A 16,608-nucleotide genomic window follows, 5' to 3' on the forward strand; every position below is an offset into this window, starting at 1 on the left:
TTGTTATTGATTGTGGCTCTGGTTCTTCCCAGAAAGAATTTAAACATCTAGCTAAAAAAACAGACAAAACGGACCAGCCCTTACCTACGCTGGACGAAATTCTCAACAAAAAACGATTTACCAACTTTGGTTGCCCGAAAGCAAAAAAGCCTATGCACATCAAAGGAGTTATCCTAACTCACCCTGATTCGGATCATATTAATAAGCTTCCATCCTTATTCAATCAAGAGATTGATACTATTTAATTATATCATTTGTGGGGGCTTACCTGAGATGTATATAAAATCTCATGGAAATTTTGAAAAATGGATAGATGGATATATTAAGAATGGCTCTCAAGTTTACTTCCCAGCTATCAGTTACGAGCCCATTAAGGCATTTGAGGAGATTCTGCCTATTCATCCTGAAAGCTACAATCCTTATCCATCTTGGGGAGAACGCAAGTATACATCCGAAGACTACACTTCCCACCCTTTCCCAGAGTTTATAAAGGCTTTAGAAGTCATCAATGATGATTTTAGGCTTTATTTCTTATCCGTTAATCCTACCCATGACAGCGGACCAGGAGGGACAGTCCGATTGACAAATGCAACGACTAGAGAGGAGAAAGAAAAAGAAACAAACACTGATAGCCTGGTATTAAAAATAGCCTATGGGAATGCTCATACAGTTCTTCCAGGGGATGCAACAGGTATAACTACGAGTAGAATCCAAGTAACTTATTCTCCTGGTTTTCTAAGATCCCAAGTTCTTCTTCTAGCTCATCATGGGGCTTATACGGAAGGGTCTAACAATGATGTATGGCTTGGATTGATACAACCTGAATACATCCTGATCAGCGCGGGCCATACCTATGGCCATCCCCACAAAAAAGCTTTAAGAGCATTCCGCTCTTTGGCAAGTCTTAAAAAAAATATAACAAACCATCAAATTTCTTGGACGAAAAGAGGAACACACAGGGATAAGGAAGATACAACAGATGCTATTTTTCTAACTTATGACAGCGGGGATCTTGCAACAGAACTTTTTATAAACGGCACAGTCAAACTGATTACCCAAATAGAAGGAAAAATTAAGGAAGCAGTTGAGGAAGAGGCTCCTACCAAATCTCCAGAAGAAGAGAAAGAAGAGGAAGAGGAAGAAGAAAAATCAGCTTCTCAGAATTTATCAAGCAGTCGTGAAAAAAGAAAAAAATAGCAAAAGAAGAGGCTAAACCAACTCTCATCAAAAGCCACAAAAAATCAAAGACACACAAGCAGGAAGCAAAGAAACAGGAAAGTGAAGAAGAAGAAGCTGGAAGCAGTACAAGCATAAAAAAAGCAAGAACCAAAGCCGATCCTAAAGAAAAAAAGAAAGGTAAAGAAAGAAAAAAATTTTCAAAGTAAACAAGAAGGAATTTCTTTTTTCCTTAAGCCAATCTCAGAAGAAAATTGCTTTGGGATCAGAAGCTAACGCATAATAAAAACGTAATTGATGAGAACCTTCTTCCTACAAAACCTGCATTTTCCTTTGCTCCAGGAAATTTTGGCCGTCGGGGCGGATAGTTGGCCTTGAGGGCCTGCATGGAGGTAAAGAGTTTGGCTGGCAATACCCAATTCTTCACATAAGTTGTAAAAGTTAAGACCTGATCTGAGTGCGCCACGAAGCGCTTTGTGACTAACGGTTGGAAGTATCGTGATAGAAAAGAAGACCCATCTTACTATGTACTGAGCCTTGAGCCTCATATGGTTAGGTAATCCTCCCCAAATTAAAGGGAGTCAAAAGTAGAATTGCCAAAGACCACCCCATGTAGCTTTTGCATAGGCGTTATCCCACCTAAGGCCATATTAGGTCTTTCGTTGTTATAATGCCATAGCCAAGTTGTTGCTTTTTCCTGAACTTCCCCAATGCTGTCAAATATCTCCTGATTGAGCCAATCATATCTAACTGTCCTGTTGAATCTCTCAATATAAGCATTTTGCTGAGGCTTGCCCGGCTGGATATATGCCAGGCTTATCCCATGCTTGGATGCTCATTTCTGCAATTTGCCGCTAATATATTCAGGACCGTTATCACATCACAAAACCTTGGGTTTGCCTCGCAACTCAATAATTTGATCCAAAGATCTTATCACCCGTTCAGCCGGCAAGGATAGATCAATCTCTATCCCTAGACCTTCTCGATTATAGTCATCAATCACATTGAATAGCCGGTAACCACTTTGATCACCGAGTTGGTCATGCATGAAATCCATCGACCACACCTCATTAATCGCCTTAGGCACAACAAGCTTTTCTGGTTTCTCACGTATCAGACGTTTCTTAGGTTTGATTCTTAAATTTAAGCTCAGCTCTTTGTAAATGCGATAGACACGTTTGTGATTCCACTTGAACCCTTTCACATTACGTAAGTACAAAAAACATAACCCAAATCCCCAATTACTTGTAAATGCTTGATATCATAAACGTCCATGCTTGATTTAGAGCGTCATTTTTGTACCCAGAATAAATGAGAATATACATTTGGGGCAAAATGGCTTTGTGGCCATAAGTCATTCTCCTCTATCAATAAGAGTAAAATCTTTCAGACTAACTAAAAGGCAAAGTTAATTTGACTATACCCTTTAAGACCATTAAATATAGGGGAAGATCAAGAAATGGCATAATAACAACCTTCGAGTAACTTTTCGTTCCAATGATTGTCAGACTCCCTATCCTATTAGCAATTATTTTATTATGTCTTGCAACTTCCCATCCGCAAGCCGAAGCACCTGCATTCTCATTAACTGCTACAAAAAGCACTGCGAAACTCATCAAAAGCATTGAAGGCGTTTATAAATTTCTACATGGGGTAGATTCGTCCATTCCTTATCCTCCGACTGGAGATCCTGAGGACATCCTTGAGATTGTAAAAGTCTCAGAGCAGTCTATCTATTTTCGAACACGTATTACGTCAGCTTGGGCGAGGGTAGGTGCGCAATGGGGAATTGCCTCTTATACCTCAAACGATACTTTTATCTATACAGAGCCCGATGGAACCCAAGTTAGGAATAAACCTAGGTGTCAATTTACAATCAAAGTAACAGAAGATAAAATTGAGTTGCGGGACAATGGAGGCTGTAGCCTGAGTCATCTCGGGGGAGGAGTGGGATCTTACACCTACAGCTTTGATCGCAAAAGAAAAAGAAAAATTAGATACATGAACCGGTTGCTGAACTCACAACAGTACAAAAAAGCTTTAGCTGAAGCATCCTTCCATTAACCCAGCCCCGAGCTTTGTTGCTATTGTCAATGGGGGCCACGCCTCTTGTCCGCTAAGAACAAGAGCTTAACGTGACTTTTTGAATAAGCTCGAGGCAAGTTAGATCTTGTTTGCTCATTGTTATGTAACCTTCCATGATCCCCCACCTTTCGTTGGGATTCCTCAATGGATAAGGTATCAACAAAAGGGGACATTTCTAAATTGCACAAATAGGAGACCATCCCAAACCGGGGGGTGATCTGCAAAGTGAGGAAAAATAAGGATCGGCTATTGATAACTTAGATGATTTTTAAGCGCATCATAGATAAAAGTATCGTTTGAGGTATAAGAGGCAATTCCCCATTGCGCACCTACCCTCGCCCAAGCTGACGTAATACGTGTTCGAAAATAGATAGACTGCTCTGAGACTTTTACAATCTCAAGGATGTCCTCAGGATCTCCAGTCGGAGGATAAGGAATGGACGAATCTACCCCATGTAGAAATTTATAAACGCCTTCAATGCTTTTGATGAGTTTCGCAGTGCTTTTTGTAGCAGTTAATGAGAATGCAGGTGCTTCGGCTTGCGGATGGGAAGTTGCAAGACATAATAAAATAATTGCTAATAGGATAGGGAGTCTGACAATCATTGGAACGAAAAGTTACTCGAAGGTTGTTATTATGCCATTTCTTGATCTTCCCCTATATTTAATGGTCTTAAAGGGTATAGTCAAATTAACTTTGCCTTTTAGTTAGTCTGAAAGATTTTACTCTTATTGATAGAGGAGAATGACTTATGGCCACAAAGCCATTTTGCCCCAAATGTATATTCTCATTTATTCTGGGTACAAAATGACGCTCTAAATCAAGCATGGACGTTTATGATATCAAGCATTTACACCTAAGCATCGAAAATGCTCTAGAATATCTTTATTTTAATTATCGTTTTGTGGAGCTCTATCCATTCCGGGCGGAAGCGTCAATTAACTATTGAAGATGCAACAGACCCCCTCGAGTGAACTCATTGTATACGAAAACTACATTTATTATGTTTTTCATAGAAATAAAAGGGTCCCAATGGTATAGCATAAGCGATTTAGAATAACCAAAAAATCAGTTAATCTATCAATATTCAGAAATCATAATAATGAGGACTATATCATTGGTACTTATTATTATAGCCTTTAATCCCTAATATTTATATTAATAACTCTAGATTTCTCACGGAGTATCAGAACTGAATTAACTCTTCCCTACAATAAAGTCAAAGTAAGTCTCTGGATAGGGCTCATTCTCGAGAGTATAATGCCACCACTCATAGGGGTACTCTTTAAAACCGCACTGTTTCATCACATCTCGCAAGAATTTGCGCTTCTCCAACTTCTCTACATTAACAAGTTTACTATCATGATGTGAAACATTATGGAACAAGTCAAAAGATGATCCCATATCTTCTGTATTATCATCCAAGAAGGGAATCGACTCGCCATTTGCCAACTGGCGAAAGGAAATAGTTAGGGGTTTCAGCTGCTGGCCATCCTTAATGATTGTTAAATCAAACGTGCTCCCTCGGCTATGGCCTGACTTCTCGGCCACATATCCTAGCTTAAAGACATCTATTTTGTCCACACTCGGATAATAAAGTCTTTTTGCCAGTTGATCTTTCTCATCTTGGCTCCACCTCATAAACTCATTAACGGCCCTTTGAGGTCGATATCCATCATAGACCACCAACCTATACCCCCTTTTATTGAGAGCCTCGTGGGCCACTTTTAGTTTTTCACCTGCTTCTTGAGTACATATAACCCGTGGTGTTGTGTATCCTGGTACCGGTTTTCCTAAGAAGTTCTGGTCTGAGTAATAGCGGGGACTTTCGATGATTTTAGGATCGATATCTTTTAAAAAGACAAATCCTTCAGGAAGCTCTGCTTGTTGAGAGTTGGAGCTTGTAGGAATAAGTAAGAAACATAATAGAAACATGGCTTTTTTTGAAAAACTTAGTATCATCTTCTTCTCCAGAAAATATGGCTTGTTGTCTCAATAATCATAAATTTTTTTTTAATTTTTTCAGTTAAATTTACCTTTTCTTTTTCGTGCTGTAGAATCTTTCTACCTCAAAAAGCAGCTCATTTCCTTTGACTATCCCTAGGTTTTCTATGGAAGAAGTGACTAAAATAGGGGCCAATAGTATGGCTTGAACATTTAAAATAACTAGAAAATAAGTTAATTTCTAACTGTTCATAAATCATATAAACGAATTTGAAATTAAATTACATTGATATTATGAAGAAGTTTTTGCTCTGGTTCTTTAACTGATCCATCTCCATTCACATACATATATAATGTCGTTGTGGTAGTACCGAGACGCTTAGCTACATCTTGTGCCACTGCTTTTTGATCTGTCATCGCGGCCATAGCCATGCGAAGTAAATGGACATCCATTTTTCGAGGCCTCCCCCCTTTTCTTCCTCGAGCTCTAGCCGCCGCTAATCCTGCTTGCGTTCTTTCAACAATGAGCTCCCGCTCAAACTCAGCTAAAGCCGCAAACATTCCAAATAGGCCTTGCAGCCACAAACCCCCGAAAATTCCGAGCGAGTCAAAAAGGTTGATTATTTTGGAGAAAACAAGGGATTATAATTCAATATATTCAATGAGATGACTAAGGTTAATTGGGTTTTTGTTGGTATAGAAGGTAAATCTTCCTGTGAAGTGAATATGCCGCCAGGCAACAGGGGATGTTTTCTTAAGGATTTTTAGCTTCTTTTGGCTATGAGGATCAGCATCGAGGATACATGAATGAATTGAGGCATTATAGGGGGCCTGCAGATTAACCCCCAAAAGTGTTCGTTTTGAGCTAGGCTGCTTTCCAGAAGTGCTGTTTTAAGTGTTTTTCAAGAGCATTAACCATTGCATCTATATCAATGCTGCTATTATTCTTTTTAAAATTAAAAAAAGTGATAATTGCTCTGGTATAACTAAAAATAAGAAAGATATTTAGTAAGCCTATTAACCAATGTTAATTAGTAAATTAATTGAAGAGCAGCAAGAAAAAGCCTCTATTGACAGGGCCTTAATAGAACAGGATTATGCCATATCTTGGTTGTTATATGGTTTTTCAAAAATCCAAGAGCTTCGTCCATATTTGGTACTTAAAGGAGGTGCATGTCTTCGAAAATGCTATTTTAAAAGCTATGATCGATTCTCACAGGATATAGATTTTTCTATCATAGGTGATCATCCTGATGAAGACGAGTTAAACAGATTAATTCGCGCCGCTTGCCAATTCACTCAAGAATCCCTACAAAGAAGAGGACATGATGTTAGCGTCGTATCTATTCCGATTCTTGTTAATAATCTTAAAAACTATCTTGTGTCATTCAGATACCCTTGGGAAAGCGCCGACACCCCAAAAGTTACAATTGAGCTTAGCTTTCCTAAAAGCTCCTGTTTTCCCATTTGCGAGCAAGAAATCACTCCGCCCTACAATGAAACTCTCCTTACGATAATAAAAACATATTCTCTTGAAGAGATCATATGTGGATTTGTTGCGCAAATAGAAAAAGTTGTCATTAAAAGGTAAATGGAAGTATTTTTTTTAAAATAAAAAAGGACGACCTATGCCTTATAAAGAACGTATTAGGCGATCAGGCGCTATTCATAAACGTCAAGAGCACTATCGCCTACAGAATTGGCCAGACTATAATCAAACTTTAATAAACAGAGGAGATCTCACTTTATGGCTTTGTGAGGATCTTCACCATAAGTGGTACGCGCAAAAATCTCCTATTTCTAAAAAAGGGCGGCCTCTTCACTATTCTGATCATGCCATTACACTAATGCTAACATTAAGGCTCATCTTTAAACAAAAACTTAGACAAACTCAAGGATTGGTCAAGTCATTGTTTCATCTCCTTGGCCTTCAATTGGATGTCCCTGATTACACAAGACTATCACGTCGAGGGACTGTCCCTTTAATCACGCGCCAATTAGAAAAAATGGATGAACACGGTCACCTTGTCATTGATAGTACAGGTATTAAAGTATTTGGAGAAAGTGAATGGCTCGAAACAAAATATGGCAAACAGTACAAACGCAAAGTCTGGCGTAAGCTTCACCTTGGCATTAGCAGCAAGGGATTAATTGTTTCTCGGATAATGACTAGTCATTTAACAGATGATCGATCCTGCTTAGACGCTCACCTTAAGCAGGCCGATGCGACAAATATTACGCAACTTATTGCTGATGCGGGCTATGATGGGGAAAGTGTTTATGAAAAACTAGAATTAGACAACATTCAAGCCATTATTCCTCCAGCTCGAGGATCTCCTTCACTGTCAGAAGAGCATTGCTCTGTCAGACAAAAGGGTATTAATTACATTGATAAAAAGGGACTATACGCCTGGCAAACAAAAAATGATTATGGCAGGAGAGCAAAAGTAGAAAATACGATATACCGCTATAAAGAGGTGATCGGTCGTAAGCTTAATGCCAGGTTATGGGATAACCAGGATGCAGAATTGCATCTTGGGTGCTTCATCATGAACACTTTTACTAATCTTGGCATGCCGGAATCAGTTAAAATCTAATAAATACGGAGAAAAGGGGGACTTTATTCTTTCGTCCTATTTGCGCAACAATGCCATCAAAATGAAAATTTGTTGTGTACATAGAAACTACTGGATAATAACTACCCCTAATCTCAAAAAGACAATTAAATTTTACACCATATCTAAAGGAACCTCTAGATTAATAATTCTTTTATTTTAAAGGGGAAATTTATTTTCTAATTATGGGAGCATAACTAAGCTAAAATTTACTAAAATAAGGGGCCTCATGTTGATCCATTGCCAACCAGCCGGTAAACTTAAAAAAATTTCTAACTACTGCCGCCCTCTTATGGCTTTAATGATTCTTTCCTCTCTTTCAGCTCAGGCCATGCAGAAAGATGAATTAGCTGAAGCTTTTTCTCCGCCAGAAAGAAAGGTCGTTCGAATCTTAACAATTGATGGAGGAGGATTAAGAGGGATTATACCAGCAACTGTTCTAGAAGAAATTGAAAAGCGTTTATCTAATCATTTTGGAGAAGAAAAAGTGAGGCTTGCTGAGTATTTTGATATTATGGCAGGGACCTCTACAGGAGGGGCTATTGTCCTGGGGTTGAATGCCGATAAGTCAGCAAAAGATATGGTTCAATTATACTTAAAGGACTGGGAAAGATTAGCTCGGCCTGTGGAAAGCTTGAAAAAAATAAAATCTTTTTTTCTGAGAAGAAAATCAAAGTTAGAGGCGCCTAAATATGACGCTCGTTCTTTGGAAGAAGTTTTGACAGAACAGTTCGGGGAGACATGGCTTAGCGAATCTATTTCCCATGTCCTTATTCCAGCCGAGAATATAGGGCAAAGTTGCCCTTACTTATTTGACAGCCATCTTGCCCAAAAGTTTAAAGGACACAATTTTAAAATGAGAGATGTGGCACGAGTAACTTTTGCAGCACCTTCTTATTTTGAGCCAGCGACCATAAAAGATGAGAAAGAAACTGGTGTCCATACTTTTATTGATGGAGGACTTTATGCCAATGATCCAACTTTTGAAGCGGTAAGAACAGCTGAAAAAGAGTTTCCAGGGTGTGACCTTTATATTGTTTCATTAGGGACTGGAGAAGCACCAAGAAAATTTGGTGACTTAAGACTTAAGGATGGCGGAAAAATACAGTGGGCTTCCCAAATTGCAGATAAGCTTATAGAACGCCAACAAGACCTACATCTGAGAGTCTTAGAAACTTTAAGGGAGAGCATGAAGCAACAAGGCAGAAAGATCGAGTACGATAGAATTCAGATTTATATCGCTGAAAATCTTATGTCCTTAGATAGCACACAAAAAAACATACAGACCTTGAGACAAGGTGCATTGTTCTCTTTAAATCCCGCCAGCCCTCAGTATCCTACTTTCAATCAGACAGTGGAAAAATTAAAAAAATATGGAGAAATATATAAGAAATTAGGTATCTCCAAAAAACCACAAATTATGAATACCCTAGATAGTAGAATTCTAGATTTACCTCCTGAAATTTTATATCATGTGCTACAATTTTTAAGTTACCAAGACGTTGCCAAAGCTAGAGAAGCGAATACAAATTTCAAAGAAATTATCGATTCTTTACCATACGTAAAAATAATAGATAGTTTATCGAAGGAAGAAATTGGAGGGCTTGTTAGTGCTCCGCCTAGTAACCTGGAAGTTTTATTTGTAAGAGATCTTGTTCTTCTCCCTCAAGAAGTTCAGAATATAATAAAATTTGTTAAGAAATCTACCACTCTTAAAAACCTGCATTTAAGAAATGTTCAACTTGGTACGAGTGGAACTGAGAAGCTTGCATTCGCACTCCAGAAGGGTAGCCCTATTCTTACTTCACTTGATTTAGCCTCTAATAAAATAGGTAATGAAGGAATAGAAGACCTAACTTGGGTGATAAAACGTAGAAAAAACTTAACCCATCTAAATGTAGCTAACAATAATATTAATTATAAAGGCATAAAAAAACTTACCGAGTTTCTTAAAGAGATGAATATTCAGAGTCTTAATTTAGCTTACAATAGCTTAGCAGATAGCGGGATGTCTGATGTTGTTCGACTTGTTAGAGATAATACATCTTTGAAAAAATTAAATTTAACTCACTGTGATTTGACACATCATGCGTCTGATTACGCACAGGAACTTCTTAGTCAAGAAGCAGCTATTAACAGTTTAAACCTATCCGACAATAAATTGGATGAGAGGATTATAGGATGTTTCGGGAGAGGCCTTAATACTACGCTTAAAGATCTAAATTTAGAAAAAAACAATATAGGTAAGGGGAACTTTTCTGCTCTATATTTTCATTTCCAAGCATTTAAGGAAAGCTCTACTCTCTCTATCTTAAATTTAGCTTATAACTACCTTACAAACGAAGGTGCTAATGTAATTGCTAGTTTTTTGAAAGAAAATAAATGTCTTACTCACTTAAATTTAGCTAATAATATTATTGGGGACGAAGGTACCGAATTGATAGCCTTAAGTCTTAAGTATAATACCTCTTTAGTGGAATTAGACCTATCTAATAATAAAATCACCGATAATGGAGCACAAGAATTTAGCAGAATATTTAAAAGAAAACTTAATACAAAGCTTGTTAACTTGCAATTAAGCGGTAATTTGATAGACGATAAAACTATAGCAAAAATACAGATACTTTTAAAAAGAGAGCCCACAATCTTTATTATTAAAGACATATTGGAAAATATTGAAACAGAACATAAATGGCATCCAATGCAACTCTCATTTAAAACCCGTGCTGCTAATAACCTTCTCCATGCCTACCTCCCCCTTAAAATACCTCCTAAATGGATAAAACTAGCAAATATCATAATGGATGATAAAGCGCGTTTAGAGCTTGCAGCAAAGTTAGGCCATGCTGAAGCTCAATATGAGTTAGCCTCATCCATTTTAAACGCCGATCCAGAGATCAGTCGAGAATATATTTATAGAGCTGCTGCCCAAGGACATTCTAAAGCTTTATATGACCTAAGTGTCGCTTATGAGACTGCACCTTATTATTTTGGGTTGAAAGAAGATAATGAAGAAGAAAATATGAGTCTTGCTTATTCTTTATGTCAAGAAGCTGCTGTTTTAGGGCATGAAGAAGCAGAAGTTTCTCTAGCTTCAGCTTATTTCCAGGGAAGCTACAATCTCAAACATGATGAGGAAAAAGGTAAGAATGAACTTGAGAAGCTTAAGGAAAAGGGAAATAAATTAGCAAAAAAAGCTTTAAAAGCCCTTGGTAACATGAGTGATGAGGCTCGGATAGAAGGGGTACATAATTAGTTTATGGGAATTCTTTTTAATTTTTTAAGAGAAAAATGCCCTGCTTCTTAAAGTGAAGAGACTGTAGAGAAAATTAATATTTAAACTTCTTTTTAAAAATATAAAATATTTAGGGACAATAATGCATAAACTTATTTTAATATTAACATTCACGCTGCTATGTAAATCAAATTGTTTTTTAGCAGCCGCAGGAGATCATATCACTGATACATATTCCCCCCCTTCGATCGTTAAGAAGCAAGAATTAGAAATTGGGGAAAAACCAGTTGATGATGGATTGTCAGAGGGTAGAAAACCTAGTTTGTCTACCATAATTTCTACCTCTATCCTCGATCAAACTTCAGAAAAGGAAAAAAAGAGTCGCATGATGAACTCGCAGAAGATAGGAAACCTAAGCCTATCGATATAAAGGGAAAAATAAATCTGATGATGAGGGGGGGGGAGCTTCTAGTATACTTTACTCTGATACCATTTCTCCACCCAGTATAGTTCCTATCTCTACACTCTATGGAAATTTAGAGGAGGGGATTAAAGAGTTCCTTAATGGATCTACCAAAAATATGATGGTAGCGGTTGATCAATTTACTGATATGGGGACGGCTCAATTGTTACGAAGTAAGGAATTAATAAGACTAATTACTGGGGACAATGAAAAAGCTTCACCGGAAATACTTGGCATCTTTAATTATAATTTTGATTTTACTCACAAAATTACCGTCGTGACTACTTCGGGTAAATGTAAGATGCACAATAAGTTTATGAGTATCGATGGTCTATCTTTAATGACAGGCTCACCTAATTTAACGTGGTCAGCTTACAATAATAACATAGAATGTTCTATCATCTTTCAAAACAATTCTGAGCTCACAAATCTTTATAGTACCTATTTTGATTACATAATAAAAGACCCCAAGGATAATGGAGAAATTATTAAACAACTACGTTTATTTCATGAGAGACAGGGGAAGGAGCTTAATATTTGTCTTGCTCCTATAGTTAACGTTAAAGAGTTTATAAAGGAAAATATAGAAGGCGCAAGGGAGATCCTTATTAACATGTTTTTGATAAGCCGGGCCAACTCACCTAGTACTGATATAATAGCAGGGTTGGAAAAGGCAGCTAAAAACGGAGCTTCTATAAAGATAAGAGTTGATGCCCAACAATATCATGATCCTCAGAATGGTTCATTTATGCGACCTGCTCTCCATTTTCTAAAAAAGAATAAAAATATTAAAATTTATAAAGTGGGAATGAAGAATGGGGGATTGTTTCATGATAAACTATTATTAATAATCAAGAATAACGGAGATAAAATAGTTATTCTTGGTTCTGCGGGCTTTACTAAAAGTGTACAAAATAATCTAAATTATGAAAATATGATAGCGATCAAGAATAATGATACCATCTTTGAGTACTACAAAAGACACTTTGATGGGATACAAAAGAATGGGATGATAAAATCAGTAAAATTGCTTAGTTAAATTTGCGCAATCCTACAAATTGAGAGAGTATTGTCAAATTATTTGGGTGTCGTCAAGTTATTAAAGGGAATAAAATAAGGGATTCCTTCCCCTCTCTTATTTGGCATAATGGTGGTGTGAAGCCACAATCTTGTTAAAGATATCTAGAGACTTGATAAACTTTTGTCGATACTCTTTGACACTCTTTTTATACCGTCCTACTTTTAAAAGGTTAAGAAAAGCTTCCATACTGCTCAAAAGGGTTTGTTGCATTTAGCAACTAGGAGACCATTCAAAAGTTGGGGCTGCGACACGAGGTCTTTGTTGAGAGTTGTCCTCCGTTGAATAAAGGAGAGGACCACCTGTACCACCAGGTGAACCTAAGGACATGAATAAAGTCGCACACAATCTCCTGGCGGATCTTGTTTTATATGTAAGAAACAGAATCAGCCCTGCTATTGTGTGGATGTCGGAGCTACTTTGAGAGTTATGACCGTCCGCTCAATGGCGTCTTGTACCCGTAATAAAGTCTGGTCTTGGGGCTTGTGGTTTTTATATTGATGGATCGTAAGATACCTCGTTTAGGAGATTATACATTTCAAACCACCCCAACTATAGCAGCTCCGGCAATGGCCTAAGCCCCATATAACCGGAGGTTTTACAATGAGCAAGAAAAAAAGCGCTAGTGCAAAAGGGTTGGAAATGATTAATCTTGATGCGGCAGGTATAGATATTGGCTCAAAAATACATTACGTTTGCGTCCCAGAAGATAGAGATAGTGTACGCATAAGATCATTTGGCAGCTTTACTGAAGACATAAATATGATGGCAACATGGTTAAAGAAATGTGGAATTAAATCTGTAGCTATGGAATCTACAGGTGTTTACTGGATTCCAGTATACCAAATACTTGAACGCGCAGGATTTGAAGTTAATCTTATTAATGCTCAACATGTAAAAGGTGCACCTGGACGCAAAAAAACTGATGTCGAAGATTGTGGTTGGTTGCAAAAATTACATAGTTATGGATTGTTGAGAGCTTCATTTCGGCCTGATGATCAGATTTGTGTTCTTCGTAGCTATATACGTCATCGAGCACGTTTAATTGAAAGCGCGTCAAGCCATGTTTTGCGTATGCAAAAAGCTTTAACGGAGATGAACATACAGCTCCATAACGTAATCAGCAATATTACTGGCGCTACTGGTACAGCTATTATTAATGCGATTCTTACAGGTGAACGTGACCCGATTAAATTAGCCAAATTACGAAATAATGGGATCAAAAGCAGCGAAGACGTTATTGCCAAATCATTGAATGGTGATTATCGGCAAGAGCATCTCTTTGTATTGAAGCAAGAGTTTGAATCATACAATTTTTATCAAAAACAGATAGAAGACCTTGATAAAGTAATTGAGGTTTATTATCAGGAACTTGACAAAAAAGAAAATAAAGAACCATTAAAAAAGAAGAAGCGTAGGTTATCATCTTCAAATATTCCTAAATTTAATCTTAGGGAAAGCTTATATGCGCTTATAGGTGTAGATTTTACGGCTATTCCTGGTCTGAACGAGCTTACAGTGCAAGCTATTACAGCAGAAATTGGCACAAACATGAGCAAATGGCCCACAGAAAAGCATTTCACGTCATGGTTGGGTTTAAGTCCTGCAAATAAAATTAGCGGTGCAAAAATATTGGGGAGTAAAACCAGAAAGGTAAAAAATAGTGCATCTAAGGCATTTAGATTGGCAGCCTGCTCTGCAGGGAAAACTCAAACGGCAATTGGGGCATTCATGAGGCGAGTAAAAAGCAAAGCAGGAGCACCGAAGGCAATTACGGCAACTGCCAGAAAAATAGCATGTTTATTTTATAGATTGCTTAAATACGGCCAAGATTATGTTGAGCAGGGTATAGAATGCTACGAAAAGAAATATAAAGCAAATTTAGTGGGGAAATTGGAAAAACTGGCAAAACACCTCGGATATGATTTGATAGAAAAGATAGAAAAACAAGGATTTAATATAGGTGTTTCTTAGGAGGAGAGCTATCCTGACAATGTAGCGAAGCATACTAATGCAAGATAGGAATCGTGAGAGGAATATCCTCCTGAGAGCCGAAACTCGGGATAGCACTAGGTAGTTGATATGCCGAAGACATCTGAATCTGCGATAAAAGATCGTAAGATCTAACAGAGGTAACCGGCTGACACCTCTGTCGGAAGCGGGCAAGAGAGAAGGGGGTAACTCTCTTCGCAGCCAACAAGCTTCCCGGTCTCTAGCAGGCGGCTAAGTCAGCGTGCTCTTAGAGCGGAACGTGATAAGCCTGTAGAACTCCTTTCTTTCCAAAAAAAAGGAAGGACAGCTAATCGTAAGAGAAGCCTATGGTTCTGCAGGTATGGGATGTCTGAGAAAGCGAAAGTCTCTAGATATCTTTAACAAGATTGAAGGAAGGTTGGTCAACCTATGCATGGCCTATTATTCAAAAGCATGCCTTTCGACTTCAAATGCGTATTGCCAAGGCAGAAAGGGAAGGCGTTTATAAAGGTAGAAAGCGGGCGTTATCCGAGGAACAATTAATAGAGATGCAGCAAAGAATCACCAACGGAGAGAAAAAAGCCCATATTGCTAAATCTCTCGGCGTAAGTCGGGTCACTCTTTATCAGTATTTAAATACAGTTTGTACGCCGCGCGGAGAATAACAACCATAATATACGCAATAAATGCGGATATTATGGTTGTGATTGCGGAGAATTGTTCCTATAATTTATTTAAGTATAGATGAAGGTTGTCCAATGTATATTCACGAGCTAACAGATTGGCCAAAATTTCGCTGGAATAGAGAAGCTATTTTTGAGCGACTGATTCCTGTACGCCATCAACAAGGCCTGCTTATAGGCAAGATGGAATCTTTGGGATTTAATCTGCAAAAAGAGGCGGTCCTTCAGACACTTACTCAAGATGTGGTGAAGTCCAGTGAAATCGAAGGGGAACTTCTAGATACCTCATTAGTTCGCTCTTCAATTGCCCGTCGACTGGGCATAGAGATAGCTGGCATGGATAAAGTTGATCGCAACGTAGAAGGCGTTGTTGAAATGATGCTCGATGCCACCCAAAATTATCATGAGCCCATTACTAAGGATAGGCTTTTTGCCTGGCATGCTTCCCTTTTTTCTACAGGGCGCAGTGGATTATCCAGGATTACTGTAGAGCAATGGCGCAAAGGACATATGCAGGTTGTATCAGGTTATATTGGTAAAGAAAGAGTCCATTTTGAAGCCCCCTCACCCGAAAAGGTTAACCATGAAATGGATATATTTTTGGATTGGTTGAATGATATTTCACCCGTAGACCCTATTATTAAAGCAGGTATATCTCATTTGTGGTTCGTTATAATCCATCCCTTTGATGACGGGAATGGACGTATTGGGCGAGCAATCATCGATTATATACTAGCTCGATCAGAGAAAAGTTCCCAGCGTTTTTATAGTCTTTCCTCCCAGATCCAACAGGAACGTAAGGATTACTATAAAATTCTAGAACAAACCCAAAAAGGAGAGTTGGAAATAACTGAATGGTTAGAGTGGTTTATTGATTGCTTAGGACGAGCCATACAAGGAGCTAGTAGCACTCTGAGTGCTGTGCTCTTTAAAGCACGATTTTGGCAAGCGATCGACAAGTTCCAATTAAACGAGCGCCAGAAAAAGGTTATCAATCTTCTGTTAAATGGTTTCGAAGGCAAGTTAACTTCCTCCAAATTCGCTAAGATTATAAAATGCTCTCAAGATACGGCCTATCGCGATATCCTCGAACTTGTTAATTTTGGAATTTTAACAAAAAATCCAGAAGGGGGTCGAAGCACCAGCTATTCTCTTAAAGCTTGTTAGATAAATAGAAAGAGTCAGAAGGCATTTGCTAATAACTTACTACCCCTCCCTCTCCCAGCTGCTAAGGTTACTAATAATTCTATGGTGACAATTAATAAGAAGACTATCAATTTAAGGTTTCTTGCCGGTTAGTTTTCGGGTACATAGGTTTTTCGACTGCTTTCTGCTCATGATTATTTAAACTAAAAAA

General features: G+C 38.0%; 14 protein-coding genes and 2 pseudogenes. 11 read left to right on the forward strand and 5 right to left on the reverse strand.

The features are described 5' to 3' along the window. The first annotated feature begins 5 nt into the window (after nucleotides 1–5). Together IG80_RS16725 and IG80_RS0103290 are read left to right on the forward strand one after the other, a co-directional pair. The gene (locus tag IG80_RS16725; RefSeq protein ID WP_420887379.1) at nucleotides 6–245 is read left to right on the forward strand and encodes a hypothetical protein; all 240 of its coding nucleotides are present in this window, start codon (nucleotides 6–8) and stop codon (nucleotides 243–245) included. A 28-nt stretch (nucleotides 246–273) separates the two neighbouring features. Further along, entirely contained in the window at nucleotides 274–1,197 is a 924-nt protein-coding gene (locus IG80_RS0103290; RefSeq protein ID WP_032112563.1) for a ComEC/Rec2 family competence protein, read from the forward strand. 550 nt (nucleotides 1,198–1,747) lie between these two features. Here the strand turns inward: IG80_RS0103290 and IG80_RS12340 are convergent. Next, nucleotides 1,748–2,419 (reverse strand): annotated as a pseudogene (locus IG80_RS12340) (IS3 family transposase); the annotation flags it as partial. 254 nt (nucleotides 2,420–2,673) lie between these two features. On the opposite strand from IG80_RS12340, the gene IG80_RS0103305 reads away from it, so the two are divergent. Then, nucleotides 2,674–3,240, forward strand: a complete 567-nt coding sequence (locus tag IG80_RS0103305; protein WP_032112565.1) for a hypothetical protein — start codon at nucleotides 2,674–2,676, stop codon at nucleotides 3,238–3,240. 267 nt (nucleotides 3,241–3,507) lie between these two features. Here IG80_RS0103305 and IG80_RS0103310 read toward each other — a convergent pair whose 3' ends face one another. From IG80_RS0103310 to IG80_RS0103325, 4 genes and pseudogenes are all read right to left on the reverse strand, one after another. Continuing rightward, nucleotides 3,508–3,867, reverse strand: a complete 360-nt coding sequence (locus tag IG80_RS0103310) for a hypothetical protein (protein ID WP_032112566.1) — start codon at nucleotides 3,865–3,867, stop codon at nucleotides 3,508–3,510. A gap of 592 nt (nucleotides 3,868–4,459) precedes the next feature. Continuing rightward, nucleotides 4,460–5,197 (reverse strand): M15 family metallopeptidase, encoded by a 738-nt coding sequence (locus IG80_RS0103315; RefSeq protein WP_032113316.1) that lies wholly within the window; start codon nucleotides 5,195–5,197, stop codon nucleotides 4,460–4,462. A 285-nt stretch (nucleotides 5,198–5,482) separates the two neighbouring features. Continuing rightward, nucleotides 5,483–5,773: pseudogene (locus IG80_RS0103320) on the reverse strand (recombinase family protein); the annotation flags it as partial. 75 nt (nucleotides 5,774–5,848) lie between these two features. Further along, nucleotides 5,849–6,055 carry a hypothetical protein gene (locus IG80_RS0103325; RefSeq protein ID WP_032112567.1) on the reverse strand — a complete coding sequence of 69 codons (207 nt, stop codon included), beginning with the start codon at nucleotides 6,053–6,055 and terminating at the stop codon, nucleotides 5,849–5,851. A 175-nt stretch (nucleotides 6,056–6,230) separates the two neighbouring features. Here IG80_RS0103325 and IG80_RS0103330 point away from each other — a divergent pair, with 175 nt between their 5' ends. From IG80_RS0103330 to IG80_RS0103365, 8 genes are all read left to right on the forward strand, one after another. Beyond that, nucleotides 6,231–6,797 (forward strand): nucleotidyl transferase AbiEii/AbiGii toxin family protein, encoded by a 567-nt coding sequence (locus IG80_RS0103330; protein ID WP_032112568.1) that lies wholly within the window; start codon nucleotides 6,231–6,233, stop codon nucleotides 6,795–6,797. A 37-nt stretch (nucleotides 6,798–6,834) separates the two neighbouring features. Continuing rightward, nucleotides 6,835–7,803, forward strand: coding sequence for an IS5 family transposase (locus tag IG80_RS0103335; protein WP_052045949.1), 969 nt, complete (start codon nucleotides 6,835–6,837; stop codon nucleotides 7,801–7,803). Nucleotides 7,804–8,113: 310 nt separating this feature from the next. Then, the gene (locus tag IG80_RS0103340; RefSeq protein ID WP_198027141.1) at nucleotides 8,114–11,077 is read left to right on the forward strand and encodes a patatin-like phospholipase family protein; all 2,964 of its coding nucleotides are present in this window, start codon (nucleotides 8,114–8,116) and stop codon (nucleotides 11,075–11,077) included. 121 nt (nucleotides 11,078–11,198) lie between these two features. Further along, the gene (locus IG80_RS0103345; protein WP_032112570.1) at nucleotides 11,199–11,486 is read left to right on the forward strand and encodes a hypothetical protein; all 288 of its coding nucleotides are present in this window, start codon (nucleotides 11,199–11,201) and stop codon (nucleotides 11,484–11,486) included. A gap of 151 nt (nucleotides 11,487–11,637) precedes the next feature. Continuing rightward, on the forward strand, nucleotides 11,638–12,558 hold the full coding sequence (locus IG80_RS0103350) for a phospholipase D-like domain-containing protein (RefSeq protein WP_032112571.1): 921 nt from the start codon (nucleotides 11,638–11,640) through the stop codon (nucleotides 12,556–12,558). A 642-nt stretch (nucleotides 12,559–13,200) separates the two neighbouring features. After that, nucleotides 13,201–14,571 (forward strand): IS110 family RNA-guided transposase, encoded by a 1,371-nt coding sequence (locus IG80_RS0103355; protein WP_032112572.1) that lies wholly within the window; start codon nucleotides 13,201–13,203, stop codon nucleotides 14,569–14,571. Nucleotides 14,572–15,038: 467 nt separating this feature from the next. After that, entirely contained in the window at nucleotides 15,039–15,233 is a 195-nt protein-coding gene (locus tag IG80_RS0103360; RefSeq protein WP_156962017.1) for a helix-turn-helix domain-containing protein, read from the forward strand. Between the two features lie 93 nt (nucleotides 15,234–15,326). Then, nucleotides 15,327–16,418 (forward strand): Fic family protein, encoded by a 1,092-nt coding sequence (locus IG80_RS0103365; RefSeq protein WP_032112574.1) that lies wholly within the window; start codon nucleotides 15,327–15,329, stop codon nucleotides 16,416–16,418. Nucleotides 16,419–16,608: the final 190 nt, after the last annotated feature.

Origin of the sequence: Candidatus Paracaedibacter symbiosus (assembly GCF_000757605.1) — a bacterium.
GTDB lineage: Bacteria > Pseudomonadota > Alphaproteobacteria > Paracaedibacterales > Paracaedibacteraceae > Paracaedibacter_A > Paracaedibacter_A symbiosus.

What these genes read in the sequence shown, in the direction of transcription:
- IG80_RS0103310 (WP_032112566.1), bottom strand. Translation starts at nt 3,867, where the DNA reads ATGATTGTCAGACTCCCTATCCTATTAGCAATTATTTTATTATGTCTT.
- IG80_RS0103365 (WP_032112574.1), top strand. Translation starts at nt 15,327, where the DNA reads ATGTATATTCACGAGCTAACAGATTGGCCAAAATTTCGCTGGAATAGA.
- IG80_RS0103290 (WP_032112563.1), top strand. Translation starts at nt 274, where the DNA reads ATGTATATAAAATCTCATGGAAATTTTGAAAAATGGATAGATGGATAT.
- IG80_RS0103315 (WP_032113316.1), bottom strand. Translation starts at nt 5,197, where the DNA reads ATGTTTCTATTATGTTTCTTACTTATTCCTACAAGCTCCAACTCTCAA.
- IG80_RS0103355 (WP_032112572.1), top strand. Translation starts at nt 13,201, where the DNA reads ATGAGCAAGAAAAAAAGCGCTAGTGCAAAAGGGTTGGAAATGATTAAT.
- IG80_RS0103340 (WP_198027141.1), top strand. Translation starts at nt 8,114, where the DNA reads ATGGCTTTAATGATTCTTTCCTCTCTTTCAGCTCAGGCCATGCAGAAA.
- IG80_RS0103360 (WP_156962017.1), top strand. Translation starts at nt 15,039, where the DNA reads ATGCGTATTGCCAAGGCAGAAAGGGAAGGCGTTTATAAAGGTAGAAAG.
- IG80_RS0103345 (WP_032112570.1), top strand. Translation starts at nt 11,199, where the DNA reads ATGCATAAACTTATTTTAATATTAACATTCACGCTGCTATGTAAATCA.
- IG80_RS0103330 (WP_032112568.1), top strand. Translation starts at nt 6,231, where the DNA reads ATGTTAATTAGTAAATTAATTGAAGAGCAGCAAGAAAAAGCCTCTATT.
- IG80_RS0103305 (WP_032112565.1), top strand. Translation starts at nt 2,674, where the DNA reads ATGATTGTCAGACTCCCTATCCTATTAGCAATTATTTTATTATGTCTT.
- IG80_RS0103350 (WP_032112571.1), top strand. Translation starts at nt 11,638, where the DNA reads ATGATGGTAGCGGTTGATCAATTTACTGATATGGGGACGGCTCAATTG.
- IG80_RS0103335 (WP_052045949.1), top strand. Translation starts at nt 6,835, where the DNA reads ATGCCTTATAAAGAACGTATTAGGCGATCAGGCGCTATTCATAAACGT.